This window comes from Geothrix rubra, assembly GCF_030268065.1.
Taxonomy (GTDB): domain Bacteria; phylum Acidobacteriota; class Holophagae; order Holophagales; family Holophagaceae; genus Geothrix; species Geothrix rubra.
The window spans coordinates 1-19,393 of sequence record NZ_BSDD01000007.1 but is presented as its reverse complement, the minus strand read 5'-3'; the positions used below and the strand labels follow the sequence as shown (position 1 = coordinate 19,393).

At 71.0% G+C, this 19,393-nt stretch carries 21 protein-coding genes; 11 read left to right on the top strand and 10 right to left on the bottom strand.

All coding sequences use genetic code 11. The features are described from left to right. Nucleotides 1-13: 13 nt before the first annotated feature. The 3 genes from QSJ33_RS14920 to ispE form a co-directional block, all read right to left on the bottom strand. Nucleotides 14-934: an ABC transporter ATP-binding protein gene (locus tag QSJ33_RS14920; protein WP_285727651.1), complete on the bottom strand. Its 921-nt coding sequence runs from the start codon at nucleotides 932-934 to the stop codon at nucleotides 14-16. A gap of 80 nt (nucleotides 935-1,014) precedes the next feature. Next, nucleotides 1,015-2,529: an NAD(P)H-dependent oxidoreductase gene (locus tag QSJ33_RS14915; RefSeq protein WP_420801417.1), complete on the bottom strand. Its 1,515-nt coding sequence runs from the start codon at nucleotides 2,527-2,529 to the stop codon at nucleotides 1,015-1,017. Nucleotides 2,530-2,633: 104 nt separating this feature from the next. After that, nucleotides 2,634-3,470 carry a 4-(cytidine 5'-diphospho)-2-C-methyl-D-erythritol kinase gene (gene ispE, locus QSJ33_RS14910; RefSeq protein WP_285727646.1) on the bottom strand — a complete coding sequence of 279 codons (837 nt, stop codon included), beginning with the start codon at nucleotides 3,468-3,470 and terminating at the stop codon, nucleotides 2,634-2,636. A 23-nt stretch (nucleotides 3,471-3,493) separates the two neighbouring features. Here ispE and QSJ33_RS14905 point away from each other — a divergent pair, with 23 nt between their 5' ends. Further along, on the top strand, nucleotides 3,494-4,489 hold the full coding sequence (locus tag QSJ33_RS14905; protein WP_285727644.1) for a GNAT family N-acetyltransferase: 996 nt from the start codon (nucleotides 3,494-3,496) through the stop codon (nucleotides 4,487-4,489). On the opposite strand, the gene map is transcribed toward QSJ33_RS14905, so the two are convergent. Next, nucleotides 4,490-5,287 (bottom strand): type I methionyl aminopeptidase, encoded by a 798-nt coding sequence (gene map, locus QSJ33_RS14900; protein ID WP_285727642.1) that lies wholly within the window; start codon nucleotides 5,285-5,287, stop codon nucleotides 4,490-4,492. Between the two features lie 58 nt (nucleotides 5,288-5,345). Here map and QSJ33_RS14895 point away from each other — a divergent pair, with 58 nt between their 5' ends. The 5 genes from QSJ33_RS14895 to QSJ33_RS14875 are packed head-to-tail and all read left to right on the top strand — an operon-like array spanning nucleotide 5,346 to nucleotide 9,492. After that, on the top strand, nucleotides 5,346-5,687 hold the full coding sequence (locus QSJ33_RS14895) for a hypothetical protein (RefSeq protein WP_285727640.1): 342 nt from the start codon (nucleotides 5,346-5,348) through the stop codon (nucleotides 5,685-5,687). Beyond that, a complete protein-coding gene (locus QSJ33_RS14890) occupies nucleotides 5,687-6,307 on the top strand; it encodes a hypothetical protein (RefSeq protein ID WP_285727638.1) in 621 nt (206 codons plus the stop codon). The genes QSJ33_RS14895 and QSJ33_RS14890 overlap by 1 nt, the downstream gene beginning before the upstream one ends. Before the next feature lie 31 nt (nucleotides 6,308-6,338). After that, entirely contained in the window at nucleotides 6,339-7,628 is a 1,290-nt protein-coding gene (locus QSJ33_RS14885) for a hypothetical protein (protein ID WP_285727636.1), read from the top strand. A gap of 42 nt (nucleotides 7,629-7,670) precedes the next feature. Beyond that, on the top strand, nucleotides 7,671-9,005 hold the full coding sequence (locus QSJ33_RS14880; RefSeq protein WP_285727634.1) for a hypothetical protein: 1,335 nt from the start codon (nucleotides 7,671-7,673) through the stop codon (nucleotides 9,003-9,005). 37 nt (nucleotides 9,006-9,042) lie between these two features. After that, nucleotides 9,043-9,492, top strand: coding sequence for a DUF1569 domain-containing protein (locus tag QSJ33_RS14875; protein ID WP_285727632.1), 450 nt, complete (start codon nucleotides 9,043-9,045; stop codon nucleotides 9,490-9,492). Nucleotides 9,493-9,496: 4 nt separating this feature from the next. On the opposite strand, the gene QSJ33_RS14870 is transcribed toward QSJ33_RS14875, so the two are convergent. After that, entirely contained in the window at nucleotides 9,497-9,964 is a 468-nt protein-coding gene (locus QSJ33_RS14870; protein ID WP_285727630.1) for an Lrp/AsnC family transcriptional regulator, read from the bottom strand. Nucleotides 9,965-10,151: 187 nt separating this feature from the next. Between QSJ33_RS14870 and QSJ33_RS14865 the strand changes: the two genes are divergently transcribed. From QSJ33_RS14865 to QSJ33_RS14845, 5 genes are all read left to right on the top strand, one after another. Then, nucleotides 10,152-11,447, top strand: coding sequence for a trans-sulfuration enzyme family protein (locus QSJ33_RS14865; protein ID WP_285727628.1), 1,296 nt, complete (start codon nucleotides 10,152-10,154; stop codon nucleotides 11,445-11,447). 71 nt (nucleotides 11,448-11,518) lie between these two features. Then, the gene (locus QSJ33_RS14860) at nucleotides 11,519-12,109 is read left to right on the top strand and encodes an ankyrin repeat domain-containing protein (protein WP_285727625.1); all 591 of its coding nucleotides are present in this window, start codon (nucleotides 11,519-11,521) and stop codon (nucleotides 12,107-12,109) included. Nucleotides 12,110-12,140: 31 nt separating this feature from the next. Beyond that, nucleotides 12,141-14,225 (top strand): ATP-dependent DNA helicase RecG, encoded by a 2,085-nt coding sequence (recG, locus tag QSJ33_RS14855; RefSeq protein ID WP_285727623.1) that lies wholly within the window; start codon nucleotides 12,141-12,143, stop codon nucleotides 14,223-14,225. Between the two features lie 181 nt (nucleotides 14,226-14,406). Then, on the top strand, nucleotides 14,407-15,732 hold the full coding sequence (locus tag QSJ33_RS14850) for a S8 family peptidase (RefSeq protein ID WP_285727621.1): 1,326 nt from the start codon (nucleotides 14,407-14,409) through the stop codon (nucleotides 15,730-15,732). A 163-nt stretch (nucleotides 15,733-15,895) separates the two neighbouring features. Then, nucleotides 15,896-16,033, top strand: a complete 138-nt coding sequence (locus QSJ33_RS14845; RefSeq protein WP_285727619.1) for a hypothetical protein — start codon at nucleotides 15,896-15,898, stop codon at nucleotides 16,031-16,033. Nucleotides 16,034-16,160: 127 nt separating this feature from the next. On the opposite strand, the gene QSJ33_RS14840 is transcribed toward QSJ33_RS14845, so the two are convergent. The 5 genes from QSJ33_RS14840 to QSJ33_RS14820 form a co-directional block, all read right to left on the bottom strand. Then, a complete protein-coding gene (locus QSJ33_RS14840; RefSeq protein WP_285727617.1) occupies nucleotides 16,161-16,427 on the bottom strand; it encodes a hypothetical protein in 267 nt (88 codons plus the stop codon). Nucleotides 16,428-16,670: 243 nt separating this feature from the next. After that, nucleotides 16,671-17,048, bottom strand: coding sequence for a VOC family protein (locus tag QSJ33_RS14835; protein WP_285727616.1), 378 nt, complete (start codon nucleotides 17,046-17,048; stop codon nucleotides 16,671-16,673). A 232-nt stretch (nucleotides 17,049-17,280) separates the two neighbouring features. Continuing rightward, nucleotides 17,281-17,586: a putative quinol monooxygenase gene (locus QSJ33_RS14830; RefSeq protein ID WP_285727614.1), complete on the bottom strand. Its 306-nt coding sequence runs from the start codon at nucleotides 17,584-17,586 to the stop codon at nucleotides 17,281-17,283. A 583-nt stretch (nucleotides 17,587-18,169) separates the two neighbouring features. Beyond that, entirely contained in the window at nucleotides 18,170-18,532 is a 363-nt protein-coding gene (locus tag QSJ33_RS14825; RefSeq protein ID WP_285727611.1) for a hypothetical protein, read from the bottom strand. 292 nt (nucleotides 18,533-18,824) lie between these two features. Continuing rightward, nucleotides 18,825-19,393 (bottom strand): transposase (locus tag QSJ33_RS14820; RefSeq protein ID WP_285727609.1); only part of this gene is annotated, 569 nt, incomplete at its 5' end.

Sequence of the window (19,393 nt, the reverse complement as noted above, 5' to 3'; positions counted from 1 at the left end):
AGGGAGGGGGACGTCAGTCGCGGAGGGACCGGCCGGTCTGGTGCAGGAACACGTCCTCGAGGGTGGCGCGGCGGACATGGACCTGCTGGTAGGGCACGCCGGCGGCTTCGGCCGTCTCGAGGAGGCGCGGGAGCGTGGCCTTGGGGTCCCGGGTGGGGATCTCCCAGAGATCCGCCCGGCGTTCCACGGGCTCGCCCAGGCGGACGGCGAAGGCCGCGGGGTCCGGCGCCTCGCCGTCGAAGGTCAGCTCCACCACGCTGGGGATGGCCAGCTGGGCGATGAGGGAGGCCGGCGTCCCCGCGGCGATCACCTGGCCGTGGTCCATGATGGCCAGCCGGTCGCAGAGCGCCTCGGCCTCCTCCATGTAGTGGGTGGTCAGCAGCACCGTGCGGCCCTCGGCCTTCATGCGGCGCACCACGTCCCAGAGGCTCCGCCGGGCCTGGGGGTCGAGGCCCGTGGTGGGCTCGTCGAGGAAGACCAGCTCCGGATCGTTCACGAGGGCCAGGGCCAGCGCGAGCCGCTGCTGCTGGCCGCCGCTGAGGGTGACGTGGTAGGCGTCGGCCTTGTCGTTGAGCTGCACCAGATCCAGCAGGTCGGCCGTGGTGCGGGCCTTCGGGTAGTAGGTGCCGTAGAGGTCCAGGGCCTCCCGGACGGTGATCCTGTTGAAGAGGCTCGTGCTCTGGAGCTGCACGCCGATGCGGGAACGGATCTCCCGGCCCTCCCGGGCCCAGGTGCGCCCCAGCACCTCGATCTCCCCTGCGTCGGGGACCGTGAGGCCCTCGATCATCTCCAGCGTGGTGGTCTTGCCGGCGCCGTTGGGGCCCAGCAGGCCGAACACTTCGCCGCGGGCCACCTCCAGGTCCACCCCTGCCACGGCCACCACCTTGGGGAAGGCCTTGCGCAGGCCGCGGATGCGAAGGGCGGGTTCGGACATGGGCACCTCAGGAGCTACCATCATGCCCGGATCGTAGGCGCCTGTGGGCACAGGGGGTGCGGCTGGCGGGGCGTCCGGGCTCAGAGGAGACGCGCCAGCGGAATGAGGCCGAACCACAGGAGGAAGGTCAGCGCGAGGGCCAGGATCCCGTCGATCCGGGCGCAGGGCGCCCCGCGCCGGAGGTAGCCGCGGACGGCCCGGAGCAGCACCGCCCCATGGAGAAGGGCCAGGAACGCGGCATAGCCACCCGGCCCCGCGTAGAGTCCGGACCAATGCCAGGCCACCCCCGAGGCGGCCGCGGCCGCGATGAACCCCATGGCGGCCCTTGCGGCGCCCCGCGGCCCCAGGAGCACGGCCAGGGTCCGCTTGGAGACGGCCTTGTCGGCATCGTGGTCCGGAATCGCCGAGAGCGTGATGGCGGCGAGGGTGGCGAAGAACAGGGGGACGCCGAGGAGCCAGGCCCGGGAATCCCACCAGGCGCCGGACTGGAGGAGGGCCCCGCAGAGGATCACCGCGAAGCTGTGGGTGAGGGCCACGTCCAGCTCGCCGAAGCCCCGGTAGACCAGCCGGAGGGGCGGCACGGTGTAGCCCAGCGCCAGCACGGCCAGCGCCACCACCACCAGGACCTCCGGGCGGGCCGGGCCAGGCAGGGCCCAGGCCAGGACGGAGAGGGCCGAGGCCAGCAGCAGGGCGAGCCCGGCCATCACCCGCCGGACGCTCCCGGGCCCCAGGCCACCGTCGACGAGGACCCGCGAGCCCCCGTTGAAGGGGCCCGCATTCCGGTTGAGGCGGTCCGTGTCCCGGTCGAACCATTCGTTCCCCAGCACGGTCAGGACCTCCGCCAGGAAGACGCACAGGTAGCCGAGCCCGTAGATCCGGAGGGAGAAGGCGCCCGACCGGCGCCAGGCCTCGAGGGCGCCTACGGTGTAGGCGACCCAGGTCATGGGGTAGAACTGCAGGCGGAGGATCCGGAGCCAGGCGACCGCCCGCCCGCGCCACCGGGACCGGCGGAGTCGCACGGGCAGCCGGACCGCCGCCCCCCGCGCCGCGGCCAGCCAGCGCTGGCGCGCCAGGGGCGTGGAACCGGCCACGGGGCCGAAGGTGGCGGCGAAGGTCGGGGCCACGCCGCAGAAGGCCAGCGTCGCCCGCCGCATGGCCTGGTGTCCGGGCTGGCGGTAGATCCACCGGTAGACCCACGCCGGCGTGTCCATGGTCACCAGCAGCTCGGCGGATCGTCCCGCGAGCAGCTTCCGCCAGGTCCCGGGCGTCCCCTCGTCCAGCTCGAAGGCGAAGCCCGGCGCGAGCACGCGGTCGAGGAAGCCCTTGAGCAGGGCCGGCAGGGTGCCCCACCAGGCCGGATAGACGAAGACCAGGTGGTCCGCCCAGTGGACGAGGGCCTGGGCGCGCCGGAGGTCCGGCTCCAGGACCTGGTCCCGGGGCGAGGGCGTGCGCACCGAGAGGTCGAAGGTCAGGTCCGCCAGGTCGAGCCGCTGGACGGTCAGGCCCGCGGCCCGGGCGCCCTCGGCGTAGGACGCCGCCAGGGCGCCGCAGAGGCTGTCCCGGCGGGGGTGGCCCAGCACCACCAGCACCTTCAGGTCCGGCCTTGCCTGGCCCTCAGCCACGGTCCGACCTCCCGCGAGGAGGGGTTCATCCTACTCCTGGTGCGCGGGCGGGTCTCCCTTGTCGCGACAGGCGCCCTTCAGACGCGCCAGGTCCGCCAGTCCGGATGGCCCGCCGCCAGGCGCGCCCCGGCGGCGTCCCGGTCCCCGGCGCGGCCGAAGCGTGCCGCCCAGCAGCTGCCGGAACCGCAGAGCAGGGGCTCGCCACCCGCCTCGCGCAGGGCATCCCGCACCTCCGCCAGGGGCGGGCAGACCCAGAGGGCCGCGCCGGTCAGGTCGTTCCGCCAGGGGGGGGCCGCCCCCTCGGCCTGGGACGCCAGGGCCTCGGGGAAGGGGTAGCCCACGTCCTGGATCGCCCGGTAGACGCTCGGGGTGGAGACGTGCAGCCCGGGATGGACGAGCAGGATCGGTTCCAGGGGGATGGGCCGCAGGGGGAAGACCCGCTCGCCCCGGCCCAGGCCCAGCACCGTGCCGCCGAGGAGGAAGAGCGGCACGTCGCTTCCCAGGCGGCCGGCCAGGGCCAGCAGGACGCCGTCGTCCAGGCCCAGGTCGAAGAGCCGGTTCCCCAGCCGCAGGGCCGCGGCCGCATCGCTGCTGCCACCGCCGAGGCCGGCGCCGTGGGGGATGCGCTTCTCCAGGCGGAGGGCGGCCGGCAGGGTCCGGCGGGCGGCATCCTCCAGCAGGCGCCAGGCGCGGATCACCAGGTTGGATTCGTCGGCCACCAGCCCCTGGCCCGTGGGACCGGTGATCGACAGGGAGAGCTCGGCCGCGGGTTCGGCCGAGAGGGTGTCCGCGAGGTCCGGCACGTCCTCCAGCACCGTGGTCACCAGTTCCAGGTCGTGGTACCCATCCGCCCGCCGGCCCAGCACGGCGAGGAAGCGGTTCAGCTTGGCGGGGGCCGTCATCGTGAGGACCATGCCACTAAGGTAGCCTGGGAGGCATGACCCTGCTCGCCCGCCTGCTCTGGAAAGGCCTCACCCTCAAGGGCCGCCCTCCGCTGGATCCCCTGGGGACCTCGGTCCTCCGGTTCCGGGTCTGGCCCAACGACCTGGACGTGAACCTCCACATGAACAACGGGCGGTTCCTGAGCGTCATGGACCTGGGCCGCTTCGACCTCAGCTTCCGGACCGGCCTGGGCCGCGCCATGCTGCGCAACCGGTGGAAGCCCCTGGTGGGGGGCCTCACCATGCGCTACCGCCGGAGCCTGGCGCCCTTCGCGGGCTACGAGCTGCATACCCGGCTCCTGGGCTGGGACGGGAAGTGGTTCTTCCTGGAGCAGCGCTTCCTCCAGGAGGGCGAGCTGGCGGCGGAAGGCGTGGTGCGGGCCCTCTTCCGGGGGCGCGAGGGCAACGTGCCCACGGCCGAGGTGCTCCAGCCCCTGGGCCACGAGGCGCCGTCCCCCCACCTGCCCGAATCCGTCCGCCGCTGGGCCGAGGGGCTCGACAACGCCGCCCCGCCGGAGGTTCCGCGGGAGTTCCCCGTGCTGCCACCGGTGCCCGGCGGCTACCGGATCTCGCTCGACGCCCGGGAATTCCAGTTCGACGTCATCCACCGCTACCTGGCGCAGAGCTACTGGTCCCCGGGCATCCCCCGGGAGGTGGTGGAGCAGGCCGCCCGCCACAGCCTCTGCGTGGGGGTCTTCGGCCCCGGGGGGACGCAGGTCGGCTACGCGCGGATGGCCACGGACCGCACCACCTTCGCCTACCTGGCCGACGTGTTCGTCCTGGAGGAGCACCGCGGACGGGGGCTGTCCGTGGCCATGATCCGCGCCCTGATGAACCATCCCGAGGTCCGGGGCATGCGCCGGCTCCTGCTGGCCACCCGCGATGCCCACGGGCTCTACGCCAAGCTGGGCTGGACACCCGTCACGGATCCCACCCCGTTCATGCAGGTCCACCGCCGGGACCTCTACCGCCAGCTGCCAGCCGAAGGCTGACTACAGCCCGTCCTCCAGCTCGAACTCCTTGTCCGGGAGGCTGAGGATCTCCGGGCCGTCCTTGGTGATGGCGATGTCGTGCTCGAACTGGGCAGAGAGGCCGCCGTCCCGGGTGCGGACGGTCCAGCCGTCGGGTTCCACCAGGCACTTGTGGCTGCCGGTGTTGAGGATGGGCTCGATGGTGATGGTCATGCCGGGCTCCATGCGGAAGCCCGTGCCGGGGCGCTGCTCGGCGAAGACCACCTGGGGATCCTCGTGCAGGTCGCGGCCGATGCCGTGGCCGATGTACTCCCGGACCACGGAGTAGCCCCGCTCCTCCGCGAAGGACTGCACGGCCGTGGCCATGTCGCCGAGGCGCACGCCGGGCCGGCAGTGCTCGATGCCCAGGAACATGGCCAGCTGGGCGGTCTGGATGAGCATCCGGGCCTCGTCGCTGATCCTGCCCACCCCCACGGTGAGGCAGGTGTCGCCGTGGTAGCCGTCCAGCTTCGCCCCGCAGTCGATGGCGATGATGTCGCCCTCCTGGAGCACGTACTTCGACGGGATGCCGTGCACCACCTTGTCGTTCACGGAGGTGCACAGGGTGGCCGGGAAGCCGTGGTAGCCCTTGAAGCTGGGCCTGGCCCCCTGCTTGCGGATGTAGTCCTCGGCCACCTTGTCGAGCTCCAGCAGGCTCACCCCCGGCTTCGCGGCGCGCGCGGCCAGCCGCAGCGCGTTGGCGGCCAGCCGGCCGGCCTCCCGCAGCTTCTCGATCTCCTTGCGGCTCTTGTAGCGGATCTGTTCGCGGATCAGGACCATCTCCCCCCCACCACCAGTCTAGACGCCTCAGACTAAAATGAGATTCAGGAGTGATGACATGCGGAACGGACGGTGGGCGGCGGGGCTGGTCGTGGTGGCGCTGGTGGGCTGTTCCCGGATTCCGACGAAACCGGCTTCCCTGCCCGCGGGCGCCCAGTGGGCGGGCGAGGGGGACGGGGCGGCCTTCGTGCAGATCACCCACCTGTCGGGAACGGCCTGGCACCTGGACGTCTGGGACCGGAAGGGCCGGCCCCTGGCCTCGGGCACCTTCCGCCTGCGGGGCTTCGCCCGGGCCCGGATCTTCGCCGACGAGGTGCTGGGCTGGAGGAACGGCGCCCTGCAGCTGAAGGACGGCACCTGGCTGTTCCCCGAACCCCCGGCCCAGCCCGCCAAGCCCTGATGGCCTACACCCGCGAGGAGAAGGACTGGCTGGAGCAGGAGTGGGCCTTCCGGGCCTGGGGCCGGGCCGGCCTGCTCAGCACCGACGACTACCGCCAGGTGCTGGCCTGGGAGGCCGCCGGCGTGCCCATGGACCTGGTGGTCTCCGCCCTCAACGCTTTCTTCGACCGGCGCGAGGGGAAGGCCAAGCCCCGCACCTTCGTGGCCCTCAAGCACCTGGATCGCGATGTGGCCAAGGCGGTGAAGCTGCGGGAGGCCGTCCTCCGCGCGGGTCCCGCCCTGGACGCGGGGCTGGGCTGGGAGCGCGTGAAGCCGCCCCTGGCCCAGGATCCCCGGGCCCGCGCCGCCTTCGAGGCCTGGCAGCGCCTGCGGGCGGCGGCCCCCTCTCCCGAGGCCGCGGGCTACCTCGCCCACCACGATCAGGCGCGCGAGGCCCGCGCCGCCCTCCTGGCCCTGGCGGAGGAGGCCCTCGGCCCCGTCGCGGAGCCGCTGCGGGCGGGCCTCCGGGAACGGCTCCTCGCCGCCGACATGAAGGAGGGCGGCCTCGTCTGGACCCGGGCGTGGGCCCACCACTGGGCCCGGATCGTGGCCCAGGCCTGGGACCTGCCCCTGGACGCCTGACTTCATGGTGTAGTCGTTCCCAGGTGGTCCCATGTCGGTGATCGAGCGTTGGCAGTCTGAGATCGAGCGGCCCACCGAGGGCTTCTTCGCGGCCTTCGCCGCGCGGATCGGGGAGCCCGATGGCCTCCGGGACGGCGTGCGCGAGGCGGTGAAGGCGCTCGTCCCTCTGATCGACTGGGAGGCCTACCAGCCCCACGTGCCCCACGGGATCCTGGGCCTGCGGTCCGTCCTCCGGCTGCGGCCGCGGCTGGCGGACCCGAGCTTCCACCGCCTGCTGGCCGTCCAGCTTCACATGGCGGCCCACGAGGGGCGGCGGGCCGCGCCCCTGAAGGCCGCCGCGGGCAGCGGGAGCTGGCGCAACCTGGAGGACTTCCTCCGCGCCCGCCGGCCGGGCCTCGCCTACGCGGAAGCCCAGGGCTTCGAGGCGCCGACGCCGGAGGACTTCCGCCGTCTCGGCCTTCTGGTGGCGCCGGACATGGCCAACGTGGGCCACAAGGCCGTGCTGGCGGACCACCTGGGCGACCTGGTGGCCCTCCTCGACCAGCCGCGGGCCACGGGCCGCCGCCTCCTCGGCCTCGCCGCCTGGCTGGCGGCCGCGCCGGAGGACACCTTCTGGCACCGCCGTGCCGCGGCCCGCCTGGAGGGCGTGGCGCCGGCCCTGGCCGACGGCGACGTGCCGTCGCAGGCCGCCGGGCTGGAGGCCCTCGTCCGCGAGGTCTGCGACCTGGGCCTGGTGGAGCTGCTGGACCGTCTTGCGGGGCGGGTGAAGGCGGGCCTCCCCCTCGCGGAGCTGCGCACGGCCCTGGTGCTGGCGGCCTCGGAGAAGGTGCTGGACGCGCGGCGGGACCTGGAGGGCAAGACCGCCTGGACCTTCACCTACCTCGCCACCCTGGGCCGGACCGGCGGGGCGGACGCCCGTCTCTGGGCCCAGGCGGCGGCCCTGGTGAACCTCTTCCCCACGGACGAGGCGGAGGACCGCGTGCGTCCCCGCCCCCCGGCCGGGCCGGCCACCCCGGAGGCCCTGCTGGACGCGGTGCTCGACGCGGAAGTGCCCGAGGCCATGGGGCTGGCCCAGGCCCTGGCGCAGGCAGGGCAGGGCGACGCCGTGCTGTCGGCCCTGGCCGAGGCCGCCTCCCGGAACGATCCCTCGTTCAACCACACCCACCAGGTCCTCGCCGTGGTGGCCGCCGACGAGCTCCAGCCGGTCCTGCCGGCCACCGCGCAGACGGCCCTGCTCGGGGCCCTCGCCAAGAACCTCGCCAACTCCCAGGGGAGCGGGGACCTCGGGCACCGCGCCGACCGGGCGCTGGCCCGCCCCTAGGCCGCCACCGGGGCTATGCTGGCGGGGGTCCCTGGGGGTCGCATGCGCCTCGTCGTCGGTTCGATCCTGGTCCTCGGCTGCGTCGGGGCCCCGGCCCAGCCGGCCGCCTCCTTCGGGCCCACGGCCCAGCTGCTGGAGCGGCGCCTCGGCCAGCTCTCCTCCGGGCTGCTGGTGGTGGCGGACGGGCCCCGGGGGGAATGGAAGGCCAGGGTGGATGCGCTCACGGCGGCCCCGGATTGGATCGACCTGGAGATCCCCGTGGCCTACTACGGCGCCCGGGCCGCCGAGGTGTCGGCCCTGCTCCAGCAGCGTCACCAGGCGGGTCCCCGGCCCCAGTGGGTGATCTTCGGCGAAGGCGGGCGCCTGGTGGCCGGCGGCGGCACCCCGCCCGAGGCCGGGGCCCTCGTCCAGGCGGCCCAGGCCGGGGGGCTGCGCTCCCGGCCCCAGATCCTCCGCGACTTCCTCCGCACCCACCCGGACCACCTGGGGGCCCTGGAGGACCTGCTCTACCTGCTGCGGGACCGGTCCACCCGGAGGACGGACCTGCGCTTCGGGGCCAAGCCGTATCCCCTCCGTTCGGCGGACGAGGGATTCGACCTGGGGCGGGCCCGCCGTGACCCGGAGGCCCAGGCCGAGGCGCGGGAGCGGGACGAGGGCCAGGAGGAGGCCAGGCCGGCGGAACAGCTGGCGCCGGAGGAGGACCAGGCCATCTGGGGTGAGCTGGCGGACCTCCTCGATCGGAGCTTCCGCAACGGGGACTGGGACGAGCTCCGGAACGGGGCGCTCATTCCCGGGGAGGCCGCGCGGCACAGTCCCCTCATGCAGGCGGCCTGCCGGGCCGCCGTGCCCGAGGTGGAGCGCGCCCTGGGCCGGCAGCCCACCTCCTGGAGCCTCTGGGAGATCTGGCTGGGGCTCACCGCCACCTTCGGCGGCAAGCCGATTCGCCCCCTGCTGGACAGCCTGGTGCCCTCGCCCACCCTGCCGCCCGCGGCCTGGCCGCCCGAGGCGGTGCGGGAAGCCTACGTGAAGGACGCCCGTCGGCGCCGGGACTGGCAGGGCATCCGGGACCTGCTGCTGCCCCAGGTGGAGCGGGCCCAGCTCCAGGAAGCCGCCTGGGGCCTCTCCACGGTGCGGCTGGAGATCAACGGCCGGGTGCAGGAGGACACCGAGACCGGCGACTCCTGGCGGGGCACGCTGGAACCGCTGGTGGAGGCCCTGCTGCATCTGGGCGAGACCGGCACGGCGGACAACCTCGTGCGGGATGCCTGGACCCGGCACCCCTGGTCCGGCCTGCCGGGCCGGGCGGCCGCCCTGGCCATGCGGTGCGGCCAGCCGAATGTCGCCGCCCAGTGGGCCGCGCTGGCGGCGGGGCGGTAGGCGCTAGACTTGGAGGATCCCCCGCGGAGCGAGGTCCATGATGTCCCTGTTCCATCCCCCCGACTGCGACGCCGTGCGGTGCCGGTTCGCCGAGCTGCATCCCGGGGGCCCGCGGCTGTGGGGGCGGATGGATGCCGCGCAGATGCTGGCCCACTGCGCGAAGGGGCTCGAGGCGGCCACCACGGACCGGCCCGTGCGGCAGGCCTTCCTGGGCCGCCTGGTCTCGCCCCTCATCCGGCCCCTCGTCCTGGGCGACCGGCCCTTCCGGAGGAACGCCCCCACCAGTCCCCTCTTCGTGGTGGCCGAGCCGCGGGACTTCGAGGCCGAGATGCGCCGGCTGGCCCACCTCATCGACCGCTTCGTGCAGCGGGGCCCCGCCCGGGCCGCCCAGGTCCCCCATGTCTTCTTCGGTCGCCTCAGCGGCGACCAGTGGGGCCGCCTGATGTACAAGCACCTGGACCACCACCTTCGGCAGTTCGGGGTGTAGGCGGTCAGCCGCGGTAGTTCGGCAGCCCCGGCTTCCGCACCCACTCGAAGATGAGGCTGGTCTGGATGTGGGCCACCTCCGGACGGGTGGTGAAGGCGTCCAGGGCCAGGTCCCGCAGGTGGTGGGCGTCCCGCACCGCCACGTGCACCTGGAAGTCCGCCGCCCCGGCCACGTGGTGGACCGCGAGCACCTCCGGCAGGGCCAGCACGTGCTTCCAGAAGGCCTTCACCTGGGCCCGGCTGTGCTGGCGGAGCTGCACGGCGATGAGGGCCTGGAGGCCGATGCCCAGGGCCGCGGGATCCACCTCGGCATGGGCCCCCCGCAGGACGCCCTCGGCCTTCAGGCGCTGGATGCGGGCCAGGCAGGAGGAGGGCGCCAGGCCCACGCGGGCGGCCAGCTCCTTGTTGGAGAGGCGGGCGTCCTTCTGGAGGAGCTCTAGCAGGGCGCCGTCGACCTGATCCAGTGTCTTCATGCTCCGCGCCCCCTGCCTCGGGATTCCCAGGGCCTTGTGAATCTTATTCGATAAATTTATTTAAATGGCATCACAGATTCGTTGAAGATCCGATTGAACAGCATCAAATCGAACAGGATTCGGTGGTTCCGGAACCTTCCCGATCCTACCTTCAGGCCAGGGCCGTCAGGCCCGCCAGGAGGTTCCCGTGTCCCAGTCGCCCGTGAAGCCCCAGACCGAGATCTTCTCCCGGGGGTACGACCCCCAGCGGTCGGAGGGCGCGGCGGTGCCCCCGGTCTTCCGCACCTCGACCTTCCTCTTCAAGAACGCGGAGGAGGGGAAGCGGGCCTTCGAGATCGCCTACGGCCTCTCCCCCATGAAGGCCGGCGAGAGCCCGGCGCTCATCTACACCCGGGTGAACAACCCCAACAGCGAGATCCTGGAGGACAAGGCCCGGAGCTGGGACCAGGCGGAGGACGCCGCCCTCTTCGGCTCCGGCATGGGGGCCATCAGCAGCACCTGCCTGGCCTTCCTGCGCCCCGGGGACACGCTGCTCTTCGCCGATCCGGTCTACGGTGGCACCGAGTACCTCTTCCGCCACATGCTGCCCCTCTTCGGCATCAAGACCCGGCCCTTCCCGGCCGGCGGCACCCAGGCGGAGCTGGAGGCCCTGGTCGCGGGCGATCCCACCGTGAAGGCCATCTACCTGGAGAGCCCCGCCAACCCGACCATCGTGCTCTCGGACATCGCCGCCGCCCGCGCGGTCGCGGACCGCCATGCCACCCCCGACCGGAAGATCCTGGTGATGGTGGACAACACCTTCATGGGTCCCATCTTCTGCAGCCCCCTCAAGCTGGGCGCCGACCTCGTGATCTACTCCGCCACCAAGTTCTTCGGCGGCCACTCGGACCTGGTCGCGGGCTTCACCATGGGCTCCAAGGCCCTCATGGGCCAGGTGAAGGTCTTCCGCACCATCCTGGGTTCCATCGCGGACCCGGACACCGCCTGGCTCATCCACCGCTCCCTGGCCACCCTGCAGGTGCGGATGGAGAAGCAGCAGGAGAACGCCCAGAAGCTGGTGGACTTCCTGCTGACCCATCCCGCGGTCCAGGACCTCTCGTACCCGGGCCTGCCCCAGATGGGCGAGCGCCAGCTCGAGCTCTGGAAGAAGCAGTGCACGGGCACCGGCAGCATCATCACCTTCAAGGTGAAGGGGGGCGAGGCGGAGGCCTTCCGGGTGCTCAACGCCATCCGCCACATGAAGCTGGCCGTGAGCCTGGGCGGCGTGGAGAGCCTCATCCAGCACCCCAGCAGCATGACCCACTCCGACATGACGCCCGCCGAGAAGCTCCACGCCGGCATCACCGAGAACATGATCCGCGTCAGCGTCGGCCTCGAGGACGTGGACGACCTCATCGCCGACCTGTCCCTGGCCCTGGACCAGGCCCAGGTCTCCGAACCCGCCTTCGACTGCTGCGGCTGCGGCGGCGACCGGGGGATCTGAGGCCGTTCCATTCCGGGGCTGCCCCCGGGGCGGCGGCGGGGCTATGCTGGGGACCCCTCCCGGGTGAACCCATGGTCCCGCCTCCCCCCGGATCCCGCCAGATGGACGCGCCCACGCCGATCCTGGCGGCCCTGTACCGCCATGACCCCGTCGAGGCGGAGCGCCGCGCCGCGGGGGCCGAACTGACCCTCCACGAGGCGGCGGCCCTGGGCCGCACGGAGCGCCTGGCCGAGCTGACGGCTGCGGGCGCGGATCTGGCCGAGCCGGCCGCGGACGGCTTCACGGCCCTGCACCTGGCCTGCTATTTCGGCCAGGTCGAGGCGGCGGCCTGGCTGCTGGACCGGGACGTGCCCCTGGAAGTCGAGGCCACCGCGGCCCGCCTGCGCCCCCTGCACGCCGCCCTGGCCACGCCGGACGAGGCCGCGGCCCTGGCGCTGGCCCGGCTGCTGCTGCCCCACCACCTGGAGGTGGACGCCGCCCAGACCGGCGGGTACACCGCCCTGCACGCGGCCGCCGAGCGGGGTTCCAAGGCCCTGGCGGAGCTGCTGCTCTTCCGGGGGGCCGAGGGCACCCTCCGGACGGACGACGGCCGGACCGCGGCGGATCTGGCCGAAGGCAAGGGGCACGTGGAACTGGCGGAATGGCTGCGGACCCGGGCCTGAGGAGCCGCCGCCTCGGCTAGCCTGGAAGGGCATGTCCCTCGCGCCCCTCCCGCTCAGCACCAAGGTCACTGTCCTCCGGGGCCTGGGCCCCGCGCGGGCGGCGGCCCTGCAGGAGGCGGGCCTCGACACCCTGCGCGACCTGCTCTGGAGCCTGCCCTACCGCTACGTGGACCGGGGCAGCCTGCGGACCCTGGACAGCCTGGAGCTGCGGGGCTTCGAGGCGCCCGAAGGCGGGGTGGTCACCGTCCTGGGGACGATCCAGGACCTGCGCCAGAGCACCACGCGGGTCCAGCACATGGCCCTCACGGAGGTCCTGCTGGCGGACGACACCGGCACCCTGCGCCTCCTCTGGTTCAACCAGCCCTACCTGGGACGGACGCTGAAGGTGGGTGACCGGCTGCTGGCCTTCGGCCCGCTCACGATGGGCCGCCAGGGCCTGGAGCTGCGCTCGCCCCAGTTCGAGCTCATGGGCCGCGAGGAGGAGACGCCCTGGGTGCGGCGCTTCCTGCCCCTCTACCGCAAGCTGGGCCCGCTCACGGGCCGGGTGCGGCAGCGCCTGGTGACCGAGGCCCTGGGCCGCGCCCATCCCCCGGAGGAATGGCTGCCCCTGGACCTGTCCAAGGACCTGCCGGACACCCTCACCGCCCTGCGCCTGCTCCACGAGCCCCCGGACGAGAGCGACGCCCGCGCCCTGGAGTCGGGCAGCACGCCCGCCCACCGGCGCCTGGCGGCGGAGGAGCTCTTCGCCTTCGCCCTGGGCGTGGCCCTGCGCCGGGCCGGACGGCTGAAGCGCCGGGGCCTGGTGGTGCCCACCTCGCCCGAGCTGCGGGAGCGGCTGAAGGCCTACCTGCCCTTCAAGCTCACGGGGGCCCAGCGGCGGGCCTTCAAGGAGATCGTGGACGACGTCACCTCCGGCCGCGTGATGAACCGCCTCCTCCAGGGCGACGTGGGCAGCGGCAAGACCCTCGTGGCGTTCCTGTCGCTGGCCATGGTGGCGGAGACGGGCGGGCAGGGGGCCCTGCTGGTGCCCACGGAGGTGCTGGCCCGCCAGCACGCCGCCAGCTTCCAGCGCCTGCTGGGGCCCGAAGCCGGCGCCATGCAGCTGCTGCTGGGGGGCATGAAGGCCGCCGAGAAGCGCGCGGCCCTGGCCCGCATCGCCTCCGGCGAGGCCCGCTACGTGGTGGGCACCCACGCCCTTTTCCAGGAGTCCGTGGCCTTCCACCGGCTGCAGCTGGTGGTGGTGGACGAGCAGCACCGCTTCGGGGTGAAGCAGCGCGAGGCCCTCAAGGAGAAGGGCGGCGACCCCCACTGGCTGGTCATGAGCGCCACGCCCATCCCCCGGTCGCTGGCCCTGGCGGTCTTCGGCGACCTGGACCAGAGCGTGCTGGACGAGCTGCCCCCGGGCCGCCAGCCCATCACCACGAAGCTGCACCGCCCGGAGTCCGCAGAGCGGGCCTGGGAGCTGGTGCGCCGGGAGCTGGCGGAGGGCCGGCAGGCCTTCGTGGTGAGCCCGAGCATCGACCCCTCCGACGAGGGCAAGGTGCAGCTGCGGGACATCCAGGCCATGGAGGCCCTCCTGCGCGGCATCTTCCCCGACGAGCCCATCGAGGTCGTCCACGGGCGCCTGAAGGCCGACGAGATGGCCGCCCGCATGGGGCGCTTCGTGGCCGGCGCGTCGAAGATCCTGCTGGCCACCACCGTGATCGAGGTGGGCGTGGACGTGCCCAACGCCACGGTGATGGTGGTGGACCACGCCGAGCGCTTCGGCCTCAGCCAGCTCCACCAGCTGCGGGGCCGCGTGGGCCGTGGTGCCCACCGCAGCCACTTCCACATGATCAGCGGCTCGGAGACGGAACGCCTGCAGACCCTGGTGGAGACCCAGGACGGCTTCCGCATCGCCCAGAAGGATCTCGAGCTGCGCGGCCCCGGCGAGTTCTTCGGCGTGCGCCAGGCGGGCCTCCCCCAGTTCCAGGTGGCGGACCTCGTGCGGGACCGCGCCCTCCTCCTGCGCTGCCGCGAGGCCGCCGACCGCGCGTTGGCCCAGGGCCTCAGTGAGCGCCAGATGGACTGGCTCCGCCGGGAGCAGGCCCGGCTGCGCCTCGCCGACGTGAGCTGAGGGCAGGGCGGACCTGCTCCGGCCCTCGGAGCCCGGCGACCCCGGGCTCCCGGGAAACCTGTTGTTGACAGGCTTGTCGAAAAGACCATGATTTAGATACCAGACATCGTTTTTTTACATGAGTCCCTGTCTCACCCAACCCGACCGCCGCCCGGCCGACGGTCCTAGCAGGAGATGAACCATGTCCCGGTATTCCAACCTTTTCCTGGCCCTGGTCCTGGGGGGCGGCCTCGTCCTCGCCGCCGGGACCCCCCGCCCCTACCTGATCCTCGCCAAGGGCCAGGGCCCCGCCAGCGCCGACCTGGACGACCTGATGGCCGCCGCGGGCGGAACGGTCACGGGCCGCCTCCCGCAGATCGGCGTGGTGCTGGCGACTTCCGCCAACCCGGATTTCCTGGCCCTCGTCACCGCGGATGCGCGGGTGCAGCAGGCCGCCGAGGACATCGAAGTGCCGTGGATCCCCGATGTGCATGCCACGGTGGTCCAGGCTTCCGACCTGGAGGCCACCGGCGTCAACAGCGAGCCCCTCTGGGCGTACCAGTGGAACATGCGCCAGATTCATGCGGACCAGACCGCGGCCAATGGCGACCTGGGCTGGGGGGTGAAGCGGGCCCGGGTGGCGGTGCTCGATGCCGGCATCTACACCCAGCATCCCGACATCGGCCCCAACGTGAACCTGACCCTCAGCCGCTCCTTCGTCCCCACCGAGACCGGCGTCGACCCGGTGGTCCTCGGGTTCAACCACGGCACCCACGTGGCCGGCATCATCGCCGCGCCCATCAACAACCGGGGCTCCCAGGGCGTGGCCCCGCAAGCCGAGATCGTGGCGGTGAAGGTGCTGCGCAGCACCAACGGGAGCGGCTCCTTCTCCTGGCTGATCTCCGGGCTCCTGTACGCCTCCGGGCCCGACGTGCAGGCCGATGTCATCAACATGAGCCTGGGCGCCACCTTCGACCGCATGAATGCGGGCGGCGGCGGATCGGGCCCCCTGATCGCGGCCCTCAACCGCGCCATCACCCATGCCACGGCGGCGGGCTCGCTCTGCGTCATCTCGGCGGGCAACGAAGGCGTGAACCTCAACAGCCGCCTCTGGTCCATCCCGGCCCAGTCCGGCAATGGCATGGCGGTGGCCGCCACGGGCCCCTACGGCCTGGCCGACTTCGACCGGCCAGCCTCGTACACCAACTTCGGCCAGTCGGTGGTGAACGTGGCTGCGCCGGGCGGCGACTTCGTCTATCCCGGTGCGAGCTACGTCTACGACATGGTGCTCAGCCCCGGGGGCAAGGAGGCCAGCGCCGGGCCCTGGCTCTTCTACTTCGCGGCCGGCACCTCCATGGCGGCCCCCCACGTCTCCGGCGTGGCCGCGCTGATCGTGGGGAAGTACGGCCGGATGGCCCCGGCCGAGCTGAAGCGGCGCATCCAGCAGAGCGCCGACGACATCCTCAAGCCCGGCGCCGATCCCTACTCGGGCCACGGCCGGGTGAATGCCTACGAGGCCCTGCGCTGAACGCAGGCGGAGACGGGGCGGAGCCGGCCCGCGCCGGCTCCGTCCGACCTGGAACGGTGGCGCGGGAAGGCCTTCCAGGCGAAATACCGGGTGCCGACAGGAATTGGGACCATGATGGACCTGGAGCCCGGTGCACCTTTGCCGGCGCCCGGAAAGAAACGCCATGTCGAACGACAAGAAACCGAAGAAAGCCAAGCCTGCCGTGATCCACGGAGCCACCCACCGCGGAGCGGAGCTGGGCGGCAAGCTCGCCGAACCGCTGGCGAAACCTGCGCTCTTCCCGGCCAAGAAGAAAAAATAGGGTGGGGCCCTTGAGCCTGTTGATGGTCGGCCAGGCCTGACGAAGAAGGCCGATCTGTCCCGCCTGCGCCGTGGCCTGGACGGAAGGCAGGCCGGGGCGGTCCGACTTGAATCGGGGCGTGCGGAATTCAGGAGCGCGGCGTGGGAGCCTGGCCGGCCGATTCCCGATCCGTCAGCTGTCCCAGCTGGTGGTCGATGCGATCCAGGCGGTCAAGCAGGAGGCGGGTTCCCTGCTCGTTCTTGTAGCCAGCCAGGACCAGTTTGATCGACACCAGGAACACCCCTGCTTCAAGCAGGAGGTCATGGGTGAACCCCTTCGCGAAGAGGGCGACGACAAACAGCACCAAGGTCAGGGCGAGGGTGAGGGCTGAGGCCTTATCAAGGTAGCGCTTCATGGCAGGCACCTCCGTGGAAGGATCGGACGAATGGATGGGATCATTCTCGCCGCACCGAGGCGCTGAACGAAGGCAAGGCGGACGGGCTTCGAGAAGAGGATGAGGGTGCGATCTTGGGAGCATCGGGTGGGGTGAACGCAGGGCGTCGGTGGCGCTGGGGTGCCGGCATCCAGCCCCTTCCGGAAGGTTCCACCGTTCCGATGGGTGCGCTCGCCGATTGTTACCTCCGGACGTCGCCTTGATTCAGGAGGCGGGGGACTCTGGAGGTTGCCACAGTTCAATCCGGTTCCCCTCGGGATCCATGACCCAACCGAAGGTCCCGAAATCGGATTCATCGACATTGGAGTCGACCTCACATCCTTCAGACCGGAGGACCGCTAGGACCGCCTGAAGGTCTTCGACCACGTAATTCACCATGAATGAAGAGCTGCTTGGCGCGAAGGCCTCGGAGGAACCCGGGAAGATGCTCCAGACCGTCATCCCGTCAGGCCGGTCCCAGGGGAACGTCGTGCCGCCCCAGTCCTGGACGTCGATGCCGAGGTGAGCCTTGTACCAGGCCCGGAGCGCTTCTGGATCACGCGCCTTAAAGAAGATCCCACCGATCCCGACGACTCGCTTCATGGGAGCACCTCACTTGAATGTGGCCTTGAGATGGGCCCTTGCGACCGGGACCTGCGGATCCTGCGGAGCCATCCCGCCGTCCCGAGCAGGACGGCACCGAGGGGAAATGGGAACCGAGGCCAGGTTCTGGTTGGGGCGGCAAGAAGGGAGAGGACACCCAGACCGGCCAGCAGAAGGCAGAAGGTGCGTGCCGTGGTTCGGGTCATGGTGGAGCGGGAGGCCAGGCGGTCAGTCATGATTCAGGCAGCTTGGCGGCAAGGATGGAGGCTTTTTCGATTATGGGTGGGCATGAAAGCATGTCAGTCCAGGTTGCTCTGAGAAGATCGGCGACCTTCCCCGTGATGTGGGCGTCCCGGCCCGCTTCATGCGGGAATGCGTCGAAAATCCCGAAGGTGCTGGGGCCCACCTGAAGGCCGAACCACGCGGTGGTGTCCGCTTCAGCGAGGATCAGGGGAAGGGCCTTGGTGAGGAAATCAGCAACGTCAGCCTCCTTGCCCGGTTTCGCTTCAAGACGAAGAAGAAGGCCTACCTTGACCATTTGCATCTCCTTGGAAAGGCGGCTGAAGTGGGGATCCCTATCCGGGAATTCGCCTGGCGGATGTGGCCGACCGGCCGCGCCTGCACCGAGATGACGAGCGGAGTCGGGGAACCGGGAACCTGAGCGCGGGTGGAAGGCAGGGGCGGTTGGGGCCGAGCTGAGCGGAGGGTTAGGCCGTTGGCTCGTGATGATGGGGCTGCATTTCCGGTGTGTCCTTGCACATGGCGCAATGCTGGCCGTGCCGGGATCGGAAGAAGCGGGAGACCGTGAAGACCATTGCGGAAACAGTGGCCCAGAGAAGGCCCTGAACCATTGCATATTTCAGGGAGTGACCCTTAAGAGCCTGGGCACCGCCAATGATGAGGGCGGCGAAAACCCAGACGAGGAAGAATCGACGAATCCAGAATGCTGCACCCAAAGCAGAGTCTCCTCAATGGCAATCCAGTGGCCTAACGAAAGAAGCTCACCGGCCCCGCCTGCGCCGAGGCGCTGAGCGGAGCCGAGGAAGACGGAACAAGAGAAAGAGGGGAAGACAATACAGGCGGGGTCCGAGTTGAGCTAGGGGTTAGGCGCATGGGCATACCTATTGGAGTACTTTGTCGAACAGGACCAATTTCAGAAGCAGAAGTTCAACCAAGACACTCGAGGCCAGCACGAAGCCACCAATGATCTGAGTATTCCGCCTTTGGTCTGGTGGGTTCCGCTTCTTCCAAAGCCATAGGCGCGCGATTCTTCGTTGACGTGGCGCAATATTCTTGAAGCCACCAAATAAAGCCCATTCGAGATAGTTCTCTTTGTCTTCTAAATACTTGTTGGGGCGAAAAAACATCCAACCACCATAGTAGATGCCGATAAGACAGAAGACAGAGACTACCAAAATGAATGCGATTTCATTACCAGAGATGGACTTGGCTTGGTTCAGGGTTTGAGCGAAGTGGAAGGTCATGAGGGGAATGGCTGGCACCTAACGAATGAAGCTAACCGGCCCCGCCTGCACCGAGGCGCTGAGCGAAGCCGGGGAAGCAGGAAGATGAGAGAGGTTGTCAGTTCACCGTCAAGGTACCACGGTGCCATTCCTTCGCGCGGGCAGGGTCGGCTCGCCGAGAGGGGTGCAAGGTCGCGAAAGGCGCGCCCGGAAGGTCACCGGCACGCCTTTCGCGGCCCGCTCTGCTTTGCGCCCCTCCCGGCTAGGGCCTGGGGCGCCGCTGTGAAGGAAATGCAGGTTCTGGAACCTCCCATCAGCGGAGGGCCTGAGCTTCGGGAACCCAGTCACGGTCGGCCTTGAGCACGGCCCGCATGAGGACGAGGAGCTTGCGCATGACGGCGCCCAGGGCCACGCGCTTCACCTTGCCCTGGGCGAGCAGGCGGTCGTAGAGGGCTTTCATGTCCGGGTTGAACCGGACGGCGGCGCTGGCGGCCAGGTACAGGGCGGCCCGCACCCTTGCGCTCCCCTGCTTGCACAGCCGGGGCCTGCCATGGACGGAGGTTCCACTCTCCTTGCGCCTCGGGCTCATCCCGGCAAAGGCCGTGAGCTGGCGGCTGCGGGCAAAGCGGCGCAGATCGCCCAGTTCCGTCATGACGGTGACGGCTGTGAGGAGTCCTACGCCGATGACGGAATCCAGGCGATCAGCCTGTTCCGCCAACGCCTCATGGGCACGGAGATGTTTCCGGACCTCGGATTCCAGGGCCCTGATCTGTGCATCCAGGGCTTGGATGACGTTGGCCATGGCCTTCGCAGCCGATTTCGAGGCCCGTGCGTGGTCCTTCAGGCGCAGGGACATCGCCGTCCGGGCGTGCACCAGGTCCA

Bases quoted from the DNA above. Each gene is read 5' to 3' on its own strand.
- QSJ33_RS14920 (WP_285727651.1), bottom strand. From the start codon at position 934: ATGTCCGAACCCGCCCTTCGCATCCGCGGCCTGCGCAAGGCCTTCCCC.
- QSJ33_RS14850 (WP_285727621.1), top strand. From the start codon at position 14,407: ATGTCCCGGTATTCCAACCTTTTCCTGGCCCTGGTCCTGGGGGGCGGC.
- QSJ33_RS14875 (WP_285727632.1), top strand. From the start codon at position 9,043: ATGATGTCCCTGTTCCATCCCCCCGACTGCGACGCCGTGCGGTGCCGG.
- QSJ33_RS14880 (WP_285727634.1), top strand. From the start codon at position 7,671: ATGCGCCTCGTCGTCGGTTCGATCCTGGTCCTCGGCTGCGTCGGGGCC.
- recG (WP_285727623.1), top strand. From the start codon at position 12,141: ATGTCCCTCGCGCCCCTCCCGCTCAGCACCAAGGTCACTGTCCTCCGG.
- QSJ33_RS14835 (WP_285727616.1), bottom strand. From the start codon at position 17,048: ATGAAGCGAGTCGTCGGGATCGGTGGGATCTTCTTTAAGGCGCGTGAT.
- QSJ33_RS14870 (WP_285727630.1), bottom strand. From the start codon at position 9,964: ATGAAGACACTGGATCAGGTCGACGGCGCCCTGCTAGAGCTCCTCCAG.
- QSJ33_RS14905 (WP_285727644.1), top strand. From the start codon at position 3,494: ATGACCCTGCTCGCCCGCCTGCTCTGGAAAGGCCTCACCCTCAAGGGC.
- QSJ33_RS14840 (WP_285727617.1), bottom strand. From the start codon at position 16,427: ATGAAGCGCTACCTTGATAAGGCCTCAGCCCTCACCCTCGCCCTGACC.
- QSJ33_RS14845 (WP_285727619.1), top strand. From the start codon at position 15,896: ATGTCGAACGACAAGAAACCGAAGAAAGCCAAGCCTGCCGTGATCCAC.
- QSJ33_RS14825 (WP_285727611.1), bottom strand. From the start codon at position 18,532: ATGACCTTCCACTTCGCTCAAACCCTGAACCAAGCCAAGTCCATCTCT.
- QSJ33_RS14895 (WP_285727640.1), top strand. From the start codon at position 5,346: ATGCGGAACGGACGGTGGGCGGCGGGGCTGGTCGTGGTGGCGCTGGTG.
- QSJ33_RS14830 (WP_285727614.1), bottom strand. From the start codon at position 17,586: ATGGTCAAGGTAGGCCTTCTTCTTCGTCTTGAAGCGAAACCGGGCAAG.
- QSJ33_RS14860 (WP_285727625.1), top strand. From the start codon at position 11,519: ATGGTCCCGCCTCCCCCCGGATCCCGCCAGATGGACGCGCCCACGCCG.
- map (WP_285727642.1), bottom strand. From the start codon at position 5,287: ATGGTCCTGATCCGCGAACAGATCCGCTACAAGAGCCGCAAGGAGATC.
- ispE (WP_285727646.1), bottom strand. From the start codon at position 3,470: ATGGTCCTCACGATGACGGCCCCCGCCAAGCTGAACCGCTTCCTCGCC.
- QSJ33_RS14890 (WP_285727638.1), top strand. From the start codon at position 5,687: ATGGCCTACACCCGCGAGGAGAAGGACTGGCTGGAGCAGGAGTGGGCC.
- QSJ33_RS14885 (WP_285727636.1), top strand. From the start codon at position 6,339: ATGTCGGTGATCGAGCGTTGGCAGTCTGAGATCGAGCGGCCCACCGAG.